Here is a 17353-nt window from a genome sequence, read left to right on the forward strand (position 1 = left end):
CGCACCGATCTTGCCCATATGATCCCTTTTCATGGGAGATGAGCAGGGAGCCGAACAGGCCGTCACCGGACGGCAGAAGTCACGCACCGTCATACAGCGCCGCGCCGCGGGGTTCGCGGTCTGGTACCTCCGGGCCGTCGCCTTCATCAACTTCCTGAGCGCGGTCTGGGTGTCCCTCGGGCAGGACCTGCGGCAGCACAACACGGAGGACTACTTCACCCCGTACATGCTGACCGCGGGCTTCGCCTCCGGGGCGTTCACGCTGTTCCTGGCGATCACCATGCGGCGCCGCAAACGCGCCGCGTGGATCCTCAACCTCGTGCTCGGCGGCCTCTTCCTGCTGCTCTTCGCCTTCGCGATGGTCTTCCCGGAGATCCGCCGGCACGCGCAGAACTGGATCTCCCTGGCCCTGACCGCCGCGTTCGTCGCGGCCCTGGTCGCCGGCCGCCGCGAGTTCTACGCCAAGGGCGACCGCGCCAACCCGAAGCTGGCTTCGGCCGTCGCCGTCGGCGGGCTCCTGGTCACCTCGCTGCTCGCGGCGCTGCTGGTCACCGTCACCAACAACGCCCACGACGACCACCGTTCGACCTTCCTTGAACGCTGGCGCTACGGCACCATGCGCCTCGTCTCGCTGGCCGCCGACGACCGGCGCTTCGAGGGCATCGCCACGCCCGGCTGGGTCGACGTCGTCATCAACGTCCTCAGCGCGCTGCTGGTCTGCGCGGTGCTGTACGCGGCGTTCCGCTCCCGCAGGGCCGTGGACCCGCTCACCGAGGACGACGAGGAGAGGCTGCGCGCGCTGCTCGACCGGCACGGCGACCGGGACTCCCTCGGGTACTTCTCGCTGCGCCGCGAGAAGAGCGTCGTGTGGTCCCCGACCGGCAAGGCGGCGGTCGCGTACCGCGTCGTCGGCGGTGTCTCGCTGGCCTCCGGCGATCCCATCGGCGACCCGGAGGCCTGGCCCGGCGCGATCGGGCCGTGGCTCGCCGAGGCCCGCGAGCACGGCTGGATCCCCGCCGTGATGGGCGCGAGAGAGGAGGCGGGCACGATCTACGCGCGGCACGGCCTCGACGCCCTGGAGCTGGGCGACGAAGCCATCGTGGAAATCGCCGACTTCACCCTTGAGGGGCGGGCCATGCGGACCGTCCGGCAGGCGTACAACCGCGTGAAGCGCGCCGGGTACACGGTCCGCATCCGCCGGCACGAGGACATCCCCGCGGACGAGATGGCGACCCTCCTGGAGCGCGCCGACGACTGGCGCGACGGAGCGACCGAGCGCGGCTTCTCCATGGCTCTGGGGCGGCTGGGCGATCCGGCGGACGGGCGGTGCGTGATGCTCGAATGCCGGGACGGCGACGGCGTGTTGCGGGCGGTGCTCTCCTTCGTCCCGTGGGGGCCGCACGGGCTCTCCCTCGACCTGATGCGGCGTGACCGCGACTCCGAGAACGGCCTGATGGAGTTCATGGTCATCGAACTCCTGCAGTACGCCCCCGAGATCAAGATCACTCAGGTGTCGCTGAACTTCGCGATGTTCAGGTCGGTCTTCGAACGCGGCGCGCGGCTCGGCGCGGGCCCGGTCCTTCGCCTGTGGCGGTCGCTGCTCAGCTTCTTCTCGCGGTGGTGGCAGATCGAGTCCCTCTACCGGGCCAACGCCAAGTACCGGCCGATCTGGGAGCCCCGCTTCCTCCTCTTCGAGACGAGCTCCGATCTGCCGCGCATCGGCATCGCGGCCGCCCGGGCGGAGGGGTTCCTCGAAGCGCCGGGGCTCCCGAAGTGGCTGCACCGCAAACATCTGGAGTCGAGACGATGAGTGCCCTGGCCCGCTCCGCACGCGCCGAGTGGGGGCCGCTCTTCTCCACCGTGCGCGACGCGCTGGCCGCCCGGCGGTGGCGGGCCGTTCCCATGACGCTGGCGGCCGTCTGTCTCACGGCGCTCTTCCAGTACGTGCAGAACCAGCCCTGGGGCTATCAGTTCGTCCAGAACATCGGCTGCGTGCGTGCCGAGGACCCGCTCTGGCTGGCCCTGCTCCGCACCCCGCTCTCCCTCTTCGTGCCCGCCCTCGACCTGCCGGTGTGGGGCGCGCTCGCGCAGCTCCTGATCGTCTTCGGGATCGCGGAGATCTGCCTGGGCCGGTGGCGGACGCTCGTCATCGCGTACGCGGCCACACTCGCCGGCACGCTCTACGCGCGCGTGGCCATCGAGTGGGGTCCCGGAAACCCCTTCGGGCTCCCCGCGTCCGACGCGCGGGTCGTCGACACCGGCCCGTCGGCGGCCGTGGTCGGCCTCGCCGTCTTCGTGTGCTGGCGCTACCGGGCGTACTTCACGGCGGCCCTGGTCACCGCCCTGATGGTCGTCGAGGTACTGGTCAAGAACAACCTCGCCGGCAAGGAGCACCTGGCCGCCATCGCCGCGGTGGTCGTGCTGTGCGCGCTCTCGGCGGTACGTCACCGGCGCGGCGGCACCCGCTCCGGCGGGTCGGGCTCGGAGGGCGAGGGACCCGGCGTGAAGCCGCCGATCCAGTCCTGAAGCCTGCGGCGCGGACCGGACCAGCGGCGGTCGTGGTGGAAGGCCCGCAGCCCCGCACGCGCGCGTGCCCGGTGCCGGTTGCGGTAGAAGCGCCGCGCCCACGCCGACCCCGGCCGGGCGAGGCGGACCGCGCCGACCAGCGCGACGAACGGGACCACCATGCCGATCAGGGCCGTGCGCAGCTTGCCCTTGAGGAGCGCGATCACGGCGAAGGCGCAGTTGACGCCGACGTTCAGCGCGAACAGGGCGCGGTTCTGCCGCTCGACGGGCGTCAGGTCGTTGACACCGAGCGGCGTGAAGCCGGTGAGCACGAGGACGACCAGGGCGGCCGTGAGCATCACGACCTCCACGCTCTTGCGGCCCTGCTCGCTCCAGTACACGTCGTCGAGGTGGAGGATCAGCGCGAACTCGTCGAGCACGAGGCCCGCGCCGAGCCCGAAGATGACGGCGGCGTACAGCGGCCCCGCGCCGTGCCGTCCCGCCGCCACCGCCCAGAACCCGCCGACCAGCATGAGGAAGATCCCCGGCACGACGTGGTGGACGTGCACGTCGCCCGTGCGGATGTTCCGGAACGGCCCCTTGCCCGCCCGGATGAGCCGCGTGATCGTCCTGGTGACCAGGAACGACGCCACGAAGGAGAGCAGCGCGAGCAGCAGCGGCAGCTTCCCCGGCTCGACGACGTTCCGGTACCACCAGTCGTTCATGCCCCCATCCTCGGCGGCCGCCGACCGCACCGCACCCGGGTGCCGACCGGCGGTGCGGCACCCCCGGGTAACCTTCGCCGGTGCCAAGAACCCCCCTGTCCGACGGCGTCCGCTTCGCCTTCGGCACCCTCACCGCGCTCCCCGTCAGGGTCACCCGCTGGGACCGCGGGGCCGCGCGCGGCGGCATGCAGTGCGCGCCCCTCGCCGGTCTGGTGGTCGGCCTCTGCGCCGCGGGCGCCGGCGGCGTCCTGACGGCGCTCGGCGCGGGGCCGCTCCTCGCCGCCACCGCGACCGTCGCGACCCCCGCCGCCCTCACCCGCGGCCTGCACCTGGACGGCCTCGCCGACACCGCCGACGGCCTCGGCAGCGCCAAGCCCGCCGACGACGCGCTGCGCATCATGAAGCAGTCCGACATCGGCCCCTTCGGCGTCATCACCCTGCTCTTCGTGCTGCTCGCCCAGGTCGCCGTGTTCTTCCAGCTGTACGAGACCTCGTGGGCCCGCGGCGCCGTCGCCGCCGTCGTCTCGGCGACCACCGCGCGCGTCGCCCTGACCCTGGCCGCCCGCGACGGGGTGCCGCCGGCCCGCCCCGAGGGGCTCGGCGCCGCCGTCGCCGGGGTGGTTCCGCGCGGCCGCGCGTGGGCCGTCGCCGCCGTCGTCGCGTGCGGGGCGGCGGCCGCCGGACTGCCGCTCGGGACGGCCGACGCCGTGCGGGGCGCGGCGGCCGTCGTCCTCGCGCTCGGCACCGCGGAGTTGCTGCTCCGGCACTGCGTACGACGGTTCGGCGGGGTCACCGGAGACGTGTTCGGCGGCCTCGCGGAGACGGCGGCGACCGGTGCCCTGGTCGTGCTCGCCCTCGGCTGACACCGCCTCGCCCCGAGTCGGCACCGCGCCGAACACACACAGTGAGGCGCACCGCAGCGCTCACGGGCGTAGGCTCGCGACGGGCTCACCACCCCACAGCCCGACGAAACTCACTGAAAGAGGACCTCACCACCGTGACTGCTCTGACTCTCAGCACCGCCGCCGCGACCGGCCTGCGCGCCGACGCGATCGTCGTCGGTGTCGCGAAGGGCGCTGGATCCAAGGGGGGCCTGGTCGTCGCCCCCGGCGCCGAGGCCGTGGACAAGGCGTACGACGGCAAGCTCGCGTCCGTCCTGGAGACCCTCGGCGCCTCGGGCGGTGAGGGCGAGGTGACGAAGCTCCCCGCGCCGTCCGGTTTCAAGGCGCCGGTCGTCGTCGCGGTCGGTCTCGGCGGGGTCCCGGAGAAGGACGAGACGTACGGCACGGACGCGCTGCGCCGCGCCGCGGGTGCCGCCGCCCGCGCGCTGACCGGTGCGAAGAAGGCCGCGTTCGCGCTGCCCGTCGAGGACGCCGACGACGCAGGCGCCGTCGCGGAGGGCGCCCTCCTCGGCTCGTACTCCTTCGACGCGTACAAGGACCAGGCCGACACCAAGGCCACGAAGAAGAACGGCAAGGACGCCAAGGCCCCGCTGGCCGAGGCCGTGCTGCTCGGCGCCAAGCCCCGCGACAAGGCGTACAAGGCCGCGATCGAGCGCGCCACCGCCGTCGCCCAGGAGCTGAACCGCGCCCGCGACCTGGTCAACACCCCGCCGAACGACCTCAGCCCCGAGGCCTTCGCCGCCGTCGCCCAGGCCGCGGCCAAGGAGCACGGCATCAAGGTCCAGGTGCTCGACGAGAAGGCCCTCGCCAAGGGCGGCTACGGCGGCATCCTCGGCGTCGGCGCGGGCTCGGACGCCCCGCCGCGCCTGGTGAAGCTGTCGTACACGCACTCCAAGGCGAAGAAGCACCTCGCCTACGTCGGCAAGGGCATCACGTACGACTCGGGCGGCATCTCGCTGAAGCCCGCCGGTCACAACGAGACCATGAAGTGCGACATGGCCGGTGCCGCCGCGGTCTTCGCCGCCGTCGTCGCCGCCGCGCGCCTCGGCCTGGAGGTGAACGTCACCGGCTGGCTGGCGCTCGCCGAGAACATGCCGTCCGGCTCCGCGACCCGCCCCGGCGACGTCCTGCGCATGTACAGCGGCAAGACCGTCGAGGTCCTCAACACCGACGCCGAGGGCCGCCTGGTCCTCGCCGACGCGATCGCCAAGGCCTCCGAGGAGGAGCCCGACGCGATCGTCGACGTGGCGACGCTGACCGGCGCCATGATGATGGCGCTCGGCAACCGCACCTTCGGCATCATGTCGAACGACGACGCCTTCCGTACGTCGGTCCACGAGGTCGCCGAGGAGGTCGGCGAGCCCTCCTGGCCGATGCCGCTCCCCGCCGACCTGCGCAAGGGCATGGACTCCCCCACCGCCGACATCGCCAACATGGGCGAGCGCATGGGCGGCGGCCTGGTCGCCGGCCTCTTCCTCCAGGAGTTCGTCGGCGAGGGCATCACCTGGGCCCACCTGGACATCGCGGGCCCGGCCTTCCACGAGGGCGCCCCCTACGGCTACACCCCCAAGGGCGGCACCGGCTCCGCGGTCCGCACCCTGGTCCGGCTCGCCGAGCACACCGCCGCGGGCGACCTGGGCTGATCCGTACGTGCCGAGGGCCCCGGACCCGTCTGGTGTCCGGGGCCCTCGGCGATTTCGCCCTGAACGAAATCCGTACGTTCGTACGCAACACAAGGCCCTGGAGACGGTCGATCCGACGTCTCACAGCCTGGCCCGGCGTCCCGTCTGTCGGCGACAAGTGCGAAGATGGGTTCTCGGCAGGACAGGGCCCCCACCAAAGGGCCGAAACAAGAGCGGCCGAATACCAGCCGACCGACCGGTCGTCCCCAGCGAAAAGGGGTCCGGCGTCCGGCGCACATGCATGGAGGACGTGACGTGGCGAACGACGCCAGCACCGTTTTCGACCTAGTGATCCTCGGCGGTGGTAGCGGCGGTTACGCCGCGGCGCTGCGCGGAGCGCAGCTGGGCCTGGACGTCGCCCTGATCGAGAAGAACAAGCTCGGCGGCACCTGCCTGCACAACGGCTGCATCCCCACGAAGGCGCTGCTGCACGCCGGCGAGATCGCCGACCAGGCGCGCGAGGCCGACCAGTTCGGCGTGAAGGCCACCTTCGAGGGCATCGACATCGCGGCCGTCCACAAGTACAAGGACGACGTGATCTCCGGCCTGTACAAGGGCCTCCAGGGCCTCGTCGCCTCCCGCAAGGTGACGTACATCGAGGGCGAGGGCAAGCTCTCGTCGCCGACCTCGGTGGATGTGAACGGCCAGCGCGTCCAGGGCCGTCACGTGCTCCTCGCGACCGGCTCCGTGCCGAAGTCGCTGCCGGGCCTGGAGATCGACGGCAACCGCATCATCTCCTCGGACCACGCGCTGACCCTGGACCGCGTCCCGGAGTCCGCGATCATCCTGGGCGGCGGCGTCATCGGCGTCGAGTTCGCCTCGGCGTGGAAGTCCTTCGGGACCGACGTCACGGTCATCGAGGGCCTCAAGCACCTCGTGCCCGTCGAGGACGAGAACAGCTCCAAGCTTCTTGAGCGCGCCTTCCGCAAGCGCGGCATCAAATTCAACCTCGGCACGTTCTTCGAGAAGGCCGAGTACACCGAGAACGGCGTGCGCGTCACTCTCGCCGACGGCAAGACCTTCGAGGCCGAGGTCCTCCTGGTCGCCATCGGCCGCGGCCCGGTCTCGCAGGGCCTCGGCTACGAGGAGCAGGGCGTCGCGATGGACCGCGGCTACGTCCTCGTCGACGAGTACATGCAGACCAACGTCCCGACCATCTCGGCCGTGGGCGACCTGGTGCCGACCCTCCAGCTCGCGCACGTCGGCTTCGCCGAGGGCATGCTGGTGGCGGAGCGCCTGGCCGGCCTCAAGACCGTCCCGGTCGACTACGACGGCGTGCCCCGGGTGACGTACTGCCACCCCGAGGTCGCCTCCGTGGGCATCACCGAGGCCAAGGCCAAGGAGATCTACGGCGCGGACAAGGTCGTCGCCCTCAAGTACAACCTCGCGGGCAACGGCAAGAGCAAGATCCTGAAGACCGCGGGCGAGATCAAGCTCGTCCAGGTCAAGGACGGTGCCGTGGTCGGCGTCCACATGGTCGGCGACCGCATGGGTGAGCAGGTCGGCGAAGCCCAGCTGATCTACAACTGGGAGGCGCTGCCGGCCGAGGTCGCCCAGCTCATCCACGCCCACCCGACGCAGAACGAGGCGCTCGGCGAGGCCCACCTGGCACTGGCGGGCAAGCCGCTGCACTCCCACGACTGACCTTCGGTCACTCGGGCGCGACGACCAGACTTTCCGCAATTTTCGTAAGGAGCAACTGAAACCATGGCGGTTTCCGTATCCCTTCCGGCGCTCGGCGAGAGCGTCACCGAGGGCACTGTCACCCGTTGGCTGAAGGCCGAGGGCGAGCGCGTCGAGGCCGACGAGCCGCTGCTCGAGGTCTCGACCGACAAGGTCGACACCGAGATCCCCTCCCCCGCCGCCGGCATCCTGGCCTCCATCAAGGTCGCCGAGGACGAGACCGTCGAGGTCGGCGCCGAGCTCGCCGTCATCGACGACGGCTCGGGCGACGCGGGCGGTTCGGCCGCCCCGGCGCAGGCCGAGGCCCCGGCCGCCCCTGCCCAGGAGGAGGCCCCGGCCGCCCCCGCGCAGGAGGAGGCCCCGAAGCAGGAGGCCCCCGCCCCGTCCGGCGGCGGCGCCGCCGAGGGCACCGAGGTCACCCTGCCCGCGCTCGGCGAGTCCGTCACCGAGGGCACCGTCACCCGCTGGCTGAAGGAGGTCGGCGAGGAGGTCGCGGCCGACGAGCCCCTCCTGGAGGTCTCGACGGACAAGGTCGACACCGAGATCCCCTCGCCGGTCGCGGGCGTGCTGCTCGAGATCGTCGTCGGTGAGGACGAGACCGCCGAGGTCGGCGCCAAGCTCGCCGTCATCGGTGCGCCCGGTGCCGCTCCGGCCCCGGCCAAGGAGGAGGCCCCGGCCGCCCCCGCGCAGCAGGAGGCCCCCAAGCAGGAGGCCCCGAAGCAGGAGGCCGCCCCGGCTCCCGCGCAGCCCGCCGCCCAGGCCCCGGCCGCTCCGGCCCAGCCCGCGGCTCAGGCTCCGGCCCCGGCTCCGGCCAAGCCCGCTGCTCCGGCTCCCGCTCCGGCGCAGCCCGCGGCCCCGGCCGCCCCGGCGCAGGCCACCCCGGCCGACGACGGTGCCTACGTGACCCCGCTGGTCCGTAAGCTCGCCTCCGAGAACGGCGTGAACCTCTCCGAGGTCACCGGTTCCGGTGTCGGCGGTCGCATCCGCAAGCAGGACGTCATCGCCGCCGCCGAGGCCAAGAAGTCGGCTCCGGCTCCGGCCGCCGCCGCGCCGGCCGCCGCGCCGAAGGCCCCGGCCCTGGAGGTCTCCCCGCTCCGCGGCCAGACCGTCAAGATGACCCGCATGCGCAAGGTCATCGGCGACAACATGATGAAGGCGCTGCACTCGCAGGCCCAGCTGACCTCGGTCGTCGAGGTCGACATCACCAAGCTGATGAAGCTGCGCGCCAAGGCGAAGGACTCCTTCGCGGCCCGTGAGGGCGTCAAGCTCTCGCCGATGCCGTTCTTCGTCAAGGCCGCCGCCCAGGCGCTGAAGGCCCACCCGGTCATCAACGCCCGGATCAACGACGACGAAGGCACCATCACGTACTTCGACTCGGAGAACATCGGCATCGCCGTGGACGCCGAGAAGGGTCTGATGACGCCGGTCATCAAGGGCGCCGGCGACCTGAACATCGCCGGCATCTCCAAGAAGACCGCCGAGCTGGCCGGCAAGGCCCGTGGCGGTGGCCTCACCCCGGACGACATGTCCGGCGCCACCTTCACGATCTCCAACACCGGTTCGCGCGGCGCCCTGTTCGACACGGTCATCGTGCCGCCGAACCAGGCCGCGATCCTCGGCATCGGTGCCACGGTGAAGCGTCCGGTCGTCATCAACCACCCGGACCTCGGCGAGACCATCGCCGTCCGTGACATGACGTACCTGTCGCTCTCCTACGACCACCGTCTGGTGGACGGCGCCGACGCCGCCCGCTACCTGACCGCGGTCAAGGCGATCCTGGAGGCGGGCGAGTTCGAGGTCGAGCTCGGCCTGTAGTCCGCCCTCCGCGTGAGGCTGTAACACTCGTCTCATCAGCGCGTACGCCCCCGTCCGGAGTTATCCGGGCGGGGGCGTCGCCGTATTGTCTAGGGGTCACACGCCCTTGGGGCCCGCAGCCCCTGCCGGAGGAGCTCTCATGACCGCGCCCGTCGTTCACTCGCTGCGCGAACAGATCCGCGAGCACATCGTGGAGGGGATCGTCAGCGGGCGCTGGAAGCCGGGCGAGCGCATCGTGGAGCGCCGGATCGCGGTGGAGCTGGAGGTCTCGCAGACCCCGGTCCGCGAGGCGCTGCGCGAGCTGGAGACGCTGCGGCTCATCGAATCGGCGCCCAACAAGGGTGTACGCGTACGCAATCTGACGGCCGCCGACCTGGAGGAGAGCTACCCCGTCCGGGCCGGTCTCGAGGCCATCGCGGCCGAGCTGGCGGCGGAGCGGCTCGCCGCGGACTGCTCGGCCCTGGAGCCCCACGTCGCGGCCCTCTACGAGGCGGACCGCGCGTCGGACGGCACCGGGCAGGTGCGGCACACCGTCGCCTTCCACCGGGAGCTGGTGCGGGCCGCGGACAACTCGGTCCTCCTGCACACCTGGGAGGGGCTCGGCATCGAGGTCTTCACGGCGCTGTCCATCCGCTGGCTGGGCACGGTCCAGCAGTCGTACGCGGAGGAGCACGAGGAACTGGTCTCCGCCTTCCGCCGCCGCGACCCCGCCATCGCCGACCTGGTGAAGGCGCACGTGCTCGGCTGCGCGCCGCGGGCCTGAGCCCGCGCTCATCCGTGGGCGCAGGTCCGCAGACGTGCTCCCACCTGCGTAAACCCTTCAAATCGAAGGCACCGCGTGCCCGCTTTGCTGGCACCGGATGCCGACTTTCGCGATCTGGGGAAGTTTTTCGCTCAACGCTTTGATCGATCATCGATCACGGGCTTACAGTCGTCGATGGCCCTGTGGCGGAGCCACACAAACGATTCCGCACCAGAGCCTCACGCCCTGTCCTGCCAAAGACATCGGGCACCCCCACCCCTTACCGAAACAGGGGACCCCCTCCGACTCAGGAAGGCGGCGCAATGACCGACCCCTCCGCAATCCAGCCGAGCGAGCTCGACCAGCTCCCGGACCGCGACCCCGAGGAGACCGCCGAATGGCAGGCCTCCCTGGACGCCGTTACTCAGGCGGCCGGGCCGCACCGTGCCGCGTACCTGATGCGCCGCACGCTGGAGCGTGCCGAGGGCGCGGGCCTGGCGCTGCCCAAGCTCCTCGAGACGGACTACGTCAACACGATCCCCACCTCCGCGGAGCCGTCCATCGACGGTGACGAGGAGATGGAGCGGAAGATCACCGCGTGGAACCGCTGGAACGCGGCCGCGATGGTCACCCGCGGTTCGAAGCACGGCGTCGGCGGCCACATAGCGACCTTCGCGTCCGCGGCCTGGCTGTACGAGACCGGCTTCAACCACTTCTTCAAGGGCAAGGAATCCCAGGACGCCCCCGGCTCCGGTGACCAGCTCTACATCCAGGGCCACGCCTCCCCCGGCATCTACGCCCGCGCCTTCCTCGACGGCCGCCTGAACGAGGCGCAGCTCGACAACTTCCGCCAGGAGGCCGGCGGCAACGGCCTCCCGTCGTACCCGCACCCGCGCCGCCTGCCCTGGCTGTGGGAGTTCCCGACCGTCTCCATGGGTCTGGGCCCGCTCTCCGCCATCTACCAGGCGCGCTTCAACCGGTACCTCACCAACCGCGGCATCAAGGACGTCTCCGCCTCGCACGTGTGGGCGTTCCTGGGTGACGGCGAGATGGACGAGCCCGAGTCGACGGCGGCCCTCGCACTGGCCGCGCGTGAGGGCCTCGACAACCTCACGTACGTCATCAACTGCAACCTGCAGCGCCTCGACGGCCCGGTCCGCGCCAACTTCCGCGTGGTGCAGGAGCTGGAGGCGCAGTTCCGCGGCGCCGGCTGGAACGTCATCAAGGTCCTGTGGGGCAACGCCTGGGACGAGCTGTTCCAGCTCGACACCACGGGCGCGCTGGTCCGCCGCCTCCGCGAGGTGCCGGACGCGCAGTTCCAGACGTACGCGACGCGCGACGCCGCCTACATCCGCGAGCACTTCTTCGGCTCCGAGCCCGCGCTCGTCGAGCTGGGCAAGCTGCTCACGGACGACAAGATCAGCGAGTGCTTCCACCTCTCGCGCGGCGGCCACGAGGCCCGCAAGGTGTACGCGGCCTACCGTGCGGCGCTCACCCACAAGGGCGCGCCGACCGTGATCCTCGCGCAGACGGTCAAGGGCTTCACCCTCGGCAAGGGCTTCGAGTCCAAGAACGCCAACCACCAGATGAAGAAGCTGACGGTGGACGAGTTCAAGGACATGCGGGACCTGCTGGGTCTGCCGATCCCCGACAGCGCCTTCGTCGACGGCCAGGTGCCCTACGGCCACCCCGGCGCCGACTCCCCCGAGGTCCGTTACCTCCAGGAGCGCCGCGCGGCCCTCGGCGGCCCGGCCCCGGCCCGCCGCACGCAGCCGCTGGCCCCGCTGCCGGCCGCCGCGGACAAGACGTTCGCCTCCTTCGACAAGGGCTCCGGCTCGCAGTCGGTGGCGACGACCATGGCGTTCGTACGCCTGGTCAAGGATCTGGTACGCGACAAGCAGACCGGCAAGCGCTGGGTGCCGATCGTCCCCGACGAGGCGCGCACCTTCGGCATGGAGTCGCTCTTCCCGTCGCTCGGCATCTACTCGCCGAAGGGCCAGACGTACGAGCCGGTCGACCGCGACCAGCTGATGTACTACAAGGAGGCCAAGGACGGCCAGATCCTCAACGAGGGGATCACCGAGGCCGGTTCGATGGCGGACTTCATCGCCGCGTCCACGTCGTACGCGACGCACGGCGAAGCGATGATCCCCTTCTACATCTTCTACTCGATGTTCGGCTGGCAGCGCACGGCCGACCAGATGTGGCAGCTCGGCGACCAGCTCGGCCGCGGCTTCCTCGTCGGCGCCACCGCCGGCCGTACGACGCTGACGGGTGAGGGTCTGCAGCACGCGGACGGTCACTCACCGGTGATCGCCGCGACGAACCCGGCCGCGCTGACGTACGACCCGGCGTTCGCGTACGAGATCGCGGCGATCGTCAAGGACGGCCTGCGCCGCATGTACGGCGAGGCGGCCCCCGGCGAGGACCAGAACGTCTTCTACTACCTCACCGTCTACAACGAGCCCATGCCGCAGCCCGCGAAGCCTGCGGGTGTCGACGAAGGCATCGTGCGCGGCCTCTACCGCTTCAACACGGCGGAGTCCGCCGGCCTCTCCCCCGCCGCCAACGCCGCGCGCATCCAGCTGCTCGGCTCCGGCACGGCCATCCACTGGACCCTCAAGGCCCAGAAGATGCTCGCCGAGGAGTGGGGCGTGGCCGCCGACGTGTGGTCCGCGACGTCCTGGACCGAGCTGCGCCGTGACGCCCTGGAGGCGGACGAGGCGCTGCTGCGCGGCGAGGAGCGCGTCCCCTACGTGCGCAAGGCACTCGAGGGTGCGCAGGGCCCCGTGCTCGCCGTCTCCGACTACATGCGTCAGGTCCCCGACCAGATCGCGCAGTGGGTCGAGCAGGACTACTCCTCGCTCGGCGCGGACGGCTTCGGCCTCTCCGACACGCGTGAGGCCGCGCGCCGCCACTTCGGTGTCGACGCCGAGTCGATCGTCGTCGCCGCGCTGGCGCAGCTCGCCCGCCGCGGCGAGGTGCCCGCGTCCGCGGTGAAGGAGGCACGGGCCAAGTACGGTCTGTGAGTCTTCGGGAGCACTGACCCGCCGCTTCGCGGCGGATGTCCCCCACCCGCCCGCCCGTTCGCCCGCTTCGCGGTGAACGGGCGGGCGGGTGTTTGCGTGGGCGGCATCATGGACCCATGCGCGCTGCCCGCCTCATCAAGATGGTGCTCCTGCTCCAGGCACGGCCCTCCATGACCGCCGCCGAGCTGGCCGCGGAGCTCGAGGTGTCCGAGCGGACCATCACGCGCGACGCGCAGGCGCTGTCCGAGGCGGGCGTGCCCGTCTACGCCGACCGGGGGCGCACCGGGGGCTACCGGCTGGTCGGCGGCTACCGCACCCGCCTGACCGGGCTCGGCCGCAGCGAGGCCGAGGCGCTCTTCCTCTCCGGGGTGCCGGGCGCGCTGCGCGAGATGGGGCTCGCGGACGCGGCGTCCGCGGCCCGGCTCAAGGTGTCGGCGGCGCTCATGCCGTCGCTGCGGGACGCCTCGCAGAACGCCTCGCAGCGGTTCCACCTGGACGCGCCTGGCTGGTTCAAGGAGACGCCCGCCCCGGAGCTGCTGCCCGCGGTGGCGGACGCGGTCTGGGACGACCGGTGCGTGACGGCCCGCTACCGCCGCCAGGAGGCCGAGGTGGAGCGGGAGTTGGAGCCGTACGGCCTCGTGCTCAAGGCGGGCGTCTGGTACTTGTGCGCGCGGGTGCCCGACTCCGGGGCGTACCGCGTGTACCGCATCGACCGGTTCACCGCGGTGGAGGCCGGCGAGGAGCGGTTCGTGCGGGACGAGGAGTTCGACCTGCCGGGGTTCTGGGAGGAGCGGGCGGCGCAGTTCGCGCGGGCGATCCTGCGGGCCGAGGTCGTGGTGCGGCTCTCCGAGGCGGGCGTGCGGCAGCTGCCGTACGCCACCGACCGCGTCGTCGCCCGCGAGGGGATGGAGTCGGCGGGCGAGCCGGACGCGGCGGGCCGGGTGACGGTCACCCTGCCCGTCGAGAACGAGGACGTGGCGTACACGCAGCTCATGGCGCTCGGCCCGGAGGTGGAGGTGCTGGAGCCGCTGAGCCTGCGCGCCCGCTTCGCGGACGCGGCGGCGCGGACGGCGGCGCTCTACCGCTGACGCTCTCCTGCCGGGGCCCTACCGGTAGCCGGTGACGTCCGCCGTGGGGCTCTCCTGGTCGACCTCCGTGATGTACCGCCAGGCGTCGGGCCGCGAGCCGTCCACGTCCGTGAAGCCGTACTCCTTGGCGAGGCCGCCGCTGGAGAGCGACGCGCCGTTGTGGCGGGCCACCTCGGGGTCGGCGGCGAGCGCGACGAGGGCCCGGCCGACGAACGTCGGCGTCTCGGAGTCGCGAAGTGCGGGTTCTGCTCGCAGCCCGCCCGCCAGTCCTCCTCGGTGACCTTGAAGTGGGTGTCGAGCATCGCTTCGGAGCGCAGCCAGCCGGGGGTCAGACAGAGCGCCGTGCAGCCGTACTCCTCGACCTCCTCGGCGAGGTCGCGCGCCATGCGCAGCGGGGCGGCCTTGGCGAGGTCGTAGTAGAAGGGCTTGCGGTAGTGGGGGCCGTTGTACTCCGCGGTGCCGTCGGTGACCTCGACGACGAGGCCGCCGGGGTTCCTGATGAGGAGCGGCAGCGCGTACCGGCTGGTGACGATGTGGGTCTCGATGCCGAGGCGCAGGATGCGCAGTCCCTTGTCGAGGTCGTGCTCCCACATCTTCTTGTCCCACTCGACGTGGATGTCGCCGCCCCAGATGTCGTTGACGAGGATGTCCAGGCGGCCCTGTTCCTCGTCGATCCGGTCGGCGAGGGCCTTCACCTGCTCCGGCTCCAGGTGGTCGGTGGGCACGGCGACGCCCTTGCCGCCGGCCGCGTCGACGAGTTCGGCGGTCTCCTCGATGGTCTCGGTGGTCCGGCCGCTCTCGCTGGCGTGCTCGCGGGTGGTGCGGCCCGTCACGTACACGGTGGCTCCGGCGCGGCCGAGCTCCACGGCCATGGCGCGGCCCGCGCCGCGGGTGGCGCCCGCGACGAGGGCGATCTTCCCGGTCAGGGTCTGGGTGGTGTCCATGCCCGCGAGGCTGCCACCAAAAGGGGACATCTCCTGTCGGTCTTTCCACGGGCATGTGCGCGCATAACGACACAGCCGCATTCCGGCGCACTCCGCGTGCGCCCCCACTCCCCAGGACCGATGCTGGACCCGTGATGGACGAGACGGAGTTCTGGGAGATCGTGGACAGCACCCGCGAGGCCGCCGACGGCGACCCCGAGGACCACGCCGAGCTGCTCGTCGAGAGACTGCTGCAGTCCGACCCGGACTCGGTCCTCGACTTCGCCCGTCACTTCGAGGCCCGCTACAACCGCGCCTACCGCTGGGATCTGTGGGGCGCGGCCTCGGTGCTGCTCGGCGGCGCAAGCGACGACGCCTTCGACTACTTCCGGTGCTGGCTGATCGGGCAGGGTAGGGCGGTCTACGAGGGCGCGGTGCACGATCCGGACGCGCTCGCCGACCTCCTGGACGAGTTCGACGAGGAGCTCGACGGGGACGGCGAGGAGCTCGGGTACGCCGCGGACGAGGCGTACGAGCAGCTCACCGGCCTCGACACCCCGGACCTCGGCATCCCGCCCGCCCCCGCCGAACCGGAGGGCACCCCGCTCGACCTCGAGAACGAGGCGGTGCTCGCGGAGCGGTACCCGAAGCTGTGGGACCGCTTCATGGCCGACTGAGGCCTGCTCGGGGTCCAGCCGTCAGAAGTGCGTGCCGCCGTCGATGCGGATCTCCGTGCCGGTGATGAAGCGGCCGTCGTCCGAGGCGAGCATGGCGACGACGGAGGCGACGGTCTCGGGGCCTGCGAAGCCCTGGCCGAGGGCGGGCGCGAGCTTCACGAACAGGCTCATGTCGGCGTCCTCGGGCAGGCCGGGGCCGACGCTCTGCCTGCTGGCGCCGGAGCCGTCCGTCATGCCGGAGGAGATGGAGCCGGGCTGCACGGCGGTGAAGCGGATGCCCTGCTTGCCGTACTCGGCGGCCAGCGCGTGCGTCATGGACTGGATGCCGCCCTTGCTCGCCGCGTACGCCGCCATGTACGGGTGGGCGAACATCGCGGACGTGGAGCTGAAGTTCACGACGGCGGCGTTGTCGCCCTCGAGCAGGGCGGGGATCGCCTCCCGGATCATCAGGAAGGTGCCGGTGAGGTTGACGCCTATGACCTGGTTGAAGGCGTCGAGGGTGGTCTCGTGGGTGTGCGAGGAGCGCAGGATGCCCGCGGCGTTGACGAGGACGTCCAGACCGCCGAGCGCGGCCGTGGCGGCGGCGACGCCCGCGTGGACCGAGGCCTCGTCGGCGATGTTCACGACCACGGTGGTGAGGCGCTCCGCGTTCGTTCCCGCCTTGGTCACGGTGTCCTTGAGGCCGTCCTCGCTGACGTCGGCGGCGACGACGCTGCCGCCCTCGGCCAGCATGCGCAGGACGGTCGCCTGGCCGATGCCGGAGCCACCGCCGGTGACCAGGGCGCGGCGCCCCTCGTAACGGTTCAGGGTCTGCGTGGCGCTCTGCATGGCGTACTCCCGCTCTCGCGACTGTGGTGCTTTCCCGATACACGGTACGCCCAGGTGGCACGTTGTGCCACATTGCCTATCCAAGCCTTTCTGGCGCGTTCGGCGTAGGCTTCGGCGCGTGAGCAACCAGTCGCCGCCCCCGCCCCTCTCCCTCACGGAGCGCCGCAAGCTGGCCACCCAGCTGGAGATCGCGCACGCCGCGGCCGAGCTCTTCACCGCGCACGGGACCGACGGCACCACGGCCGAGGCCATCGCGGGCCGGGCCGGGGTCGCGCTGCGCACCTTCTACCGGTACTTCCGCACCAAGCAGGACGCGGTGGGCCCGCTGCTCGCCGTCGGCGGGGAACGGTGGCGTGCGCTGCTGGCGGGGAGCGAGCCGGGCGTGGCACTTCCCGAGGCCCTTCGGGGCGCGATCGCCGAGGCGCTCGCCGCCCGGGACGAGGCCGCCGCGGCCGGGCTGCGGCAGGTCCGCGGGCTGCTCCGCGCGGCCGCCGGCGACCCGGCGCTGCGCGCGGTCTGGTACCGCGTGAACCAGGAGTCGGAGGAACGGCTGCGGCCCGTCGTCGCGGAGCTCGCGGGCGAGGGGGTGCGGCCGCTGGAGGTCCGCGTCGCGGCCGCCGCGGCGACCGACGCGATCCGGATCGCCCTGGAGGTGTGGGCCGAGTCGGACGCGGACGTCACGGGCCCGGGCTGCCCCGCGGAGCTCGCGGTGCGGTGCCTGCGGGGGCTGATGGGCGGCTGGGACCGCTGACCG

The 17353-nt window shown here is 71.9% G+C and carries 13 protein-coding genes and 1 pseudogene; 11 read left to right on the forward strand and 3 right to left on the reverse strand.

Going from position 1 to position 17353, the window contains the following annotated elements:
* Positions 1 to 31: 31 nt before the first annotated feature.
* Together ACH4D5_RS00100 and ACH4D5_RS00105 are read left to right on the forward strand one after the other, a co-directional pair.
* The gene (locus ACH4D5_RS00100) at positions 32 to 1810 is read left to right on the forward strand and encodes a phosphatidylglycerol lysyltransferase domain-containing protein (RefSeq protein WP_398296924.1); all 1779 of its coding nucleotides are present in this window, start codon (positions 32 to 34) and stop codon (positions 1808 to 1810) included.
* On the forward strand, positions 1807 to 2526 hold the full coding sequence (locus ACH4D5_RS00105) for a hypothetical protein (protein ID WP_398296926.1): 720 nt from the start codon (positions 1807 to 1809) through the stop codon (positions 2524 to 2526). Before ACH4D5_RS00100 ends, ACH4D5_RS00105 begins: the two co-directional genes overlap by 4 nt.
* Here the strand turns inward: ACH4D5_RS00105 and ACH4D5_RS00110 are convergent.
* The gene (locus tag ACH4D5_RS00110) at positions 2445 to 3230 is read right to left on the reverse strand and encodes a hypothetical protein (RefSeq protein WP_398296928.1); all 786 of its coding nucleotides are present in this window, start codon (positions 3228 to 3230) and stop codon (positions 2445 to 2447) included. The two genes, ACH4D5_RS00105 and ACH4D5_RS00110, sit on opposite strands and share 82 nt — an antisense overlap.
* 80 nt (positions 3231 to 3310) lie before the next feature.
* Here ACH4D5_RS00110 and ACH4D5_RS00115 point away from each other — a divergent pair, with 80 nt between their 5' ends.
* The 7 genes from ACH4D5_RS00115 (at position 3311) to ACH4D5_RS00145 (ending at position 14171) form a co-directional block, all read left to right on the forward strand.
* Positions 3311 to 4093 carry an adenosylcobinamide-GDP ribazoletransferase gene (locus ACH4D5_RS00115; protein WP_398296930.1) on the forward strand — a complete coding sequence of 261 codons (783 nt, stop codon included), beginning with the start codon at positions 3311 to 3313 and terminating at the stop codon, positions 4091 to 4093.
* Positions 4094 to 4227: 134 nt separating this feature from the next.
* Positions 4228 to 5775 (forward strand): leucyl aminopeptidase, encoded by a 1548-nt coding sequence (locus ACH4D5_RS00120; protein WP_398296932.1) that lies wholly within the window; start codon positions 4228 to 4230, stop codon positions 5773 to 5775.
* 294 nt (positions 5776 to 6069) lie between these two features.
* On the forward strand, positions 6070 to 7458 hold the full coding sequence (lpdA, locus tag ACH4D5_RS00125; RefSeq protein WP_398296934.1) for a dihydrolipoyl dehydrogenase: 1389 nt from the start codon (positions 6070 to 6072) through the stop codon (positions 7456 to 7458).
* Positions 7459 to 7521: 63 nt separating this feature from the next.
* Complete coding sequence (gene sucB / locus ACH4D5_RS00130; protein WP_398296936.1) at positions 7522 to 9312, forward strand: 2-oxoglutarate dehydrogenase, E2 component, dihydrolipoamide succinyltransferase; 1791 nt, start codon at positions 7522 to 7524, stop codon at positions 9310 to 9312.
* Positions 9313 to 9451: 139 nt separating this feature from the next.
* Entirely contained in the window at positions 9452 to 10075 is a 624-nt protein-coding gene (locus ACH4D5_RS00135; protein WP_398296938.1) for a GntR family transcriptional regulator, read from the forward strand.
* Positions 10076 to 10377: 302 nt separating this feature from the next.
* A complete protein-coding gene (aceE, locus tag ACH4D5_RS00140) occupies positions 10378 to 13083 on the forward strand; it encodes a pyruvate dehydrogenase (acetyl-transferring), homodimeric type (protein WP_398296940.1) in 2706 nt (901 codons plus the stop codon).
* 116 nt (positions 13084 to 13199) lie between these two features.
* Positions 13200 to 14171 carry a helix-turn-helix transcriptional regulator gene (locus ACH4D5_RS00145; RefSeq protein ID WP_398296942.1) on the forward strand — a complete coding sequence of 324 codons (972 nt, stop codon included), beginning with the start codon at positions 13200 to 13202 and terminating at the stop codon, positions 14169 to 14171.
* Between the two features lie 18 nt (positions 14172 to 14189).
* Here ACH4D5_RS00145 and ACH4D5_RS00150 read toward each other — a convergent pair.
* Positions 14190 to 15115, reverse strand: a pseudogene (locus ACH4D5_RS00150) (SDR family oxidoreductase).
* Positions 15116 to 15249: 134 nt separating this feature from the next.
* Between ACH4D5_RS00150 and ACH4D5_RS00155 the strand changes: the two are divergent.
* Positions 15250 to 15771 carry a DUF4240 domain-containing protein gene (locus ACH4D5_RS00155; protein WP_398298440.1) on the forward strand — a complete coding sequence of 174 codons (522 nt, stop codon included), beginning with the start codon at positions 15250 to 15252 and terminating at the stop codon, positions 15769 to 15771.
* A gap of 21 nt (positions 15772 to 15792) precedes the next feature.
* Here ACH4D5_RS00155 and ACH4D5_RS00160 read toward each other — a convergent pair whose 3' ends face one another.
* Positions 15793 to 16599 (reverse strand): SDR family NAD(P)-dependent oxidoreductase, encoded by an 807-nt coding sequence (locus ACH4D5_RS00160; RefSeq protein WP_398296944.1) that lies wholly within the window; start codon positions 16597 to 16599, stop codon positions 15793 to 15795.
* 118 nt (positions 16600 to 16717) lie between these two features.
* Between ACH4D5_RS00160 and ACH4D5_RS00165 the strand changes: the two genes are divergently transcribed.
* Positions 16718 to 17350, forward strand: coding sequence for a TetR family transcriptional regulator (locus ACH4D5_RS00165; RefSeq protein ID WP_398296946.1), 633 nt, complete (start codon positions 16718 to 16720; stop codon positions 17348 to 17350).
* The last annotated feature ends 3 nt before the right edge of the window (positions 17351 to 17353 follow it).

This window comes from Streptomyces sp. NPDC018029, assembly GCF_044327655.1.
Lineage (GTDB): Bacteria > Actinomycetota > Actinomycetes > Streptomycetales > Streptomycetaceae > Streptomyces.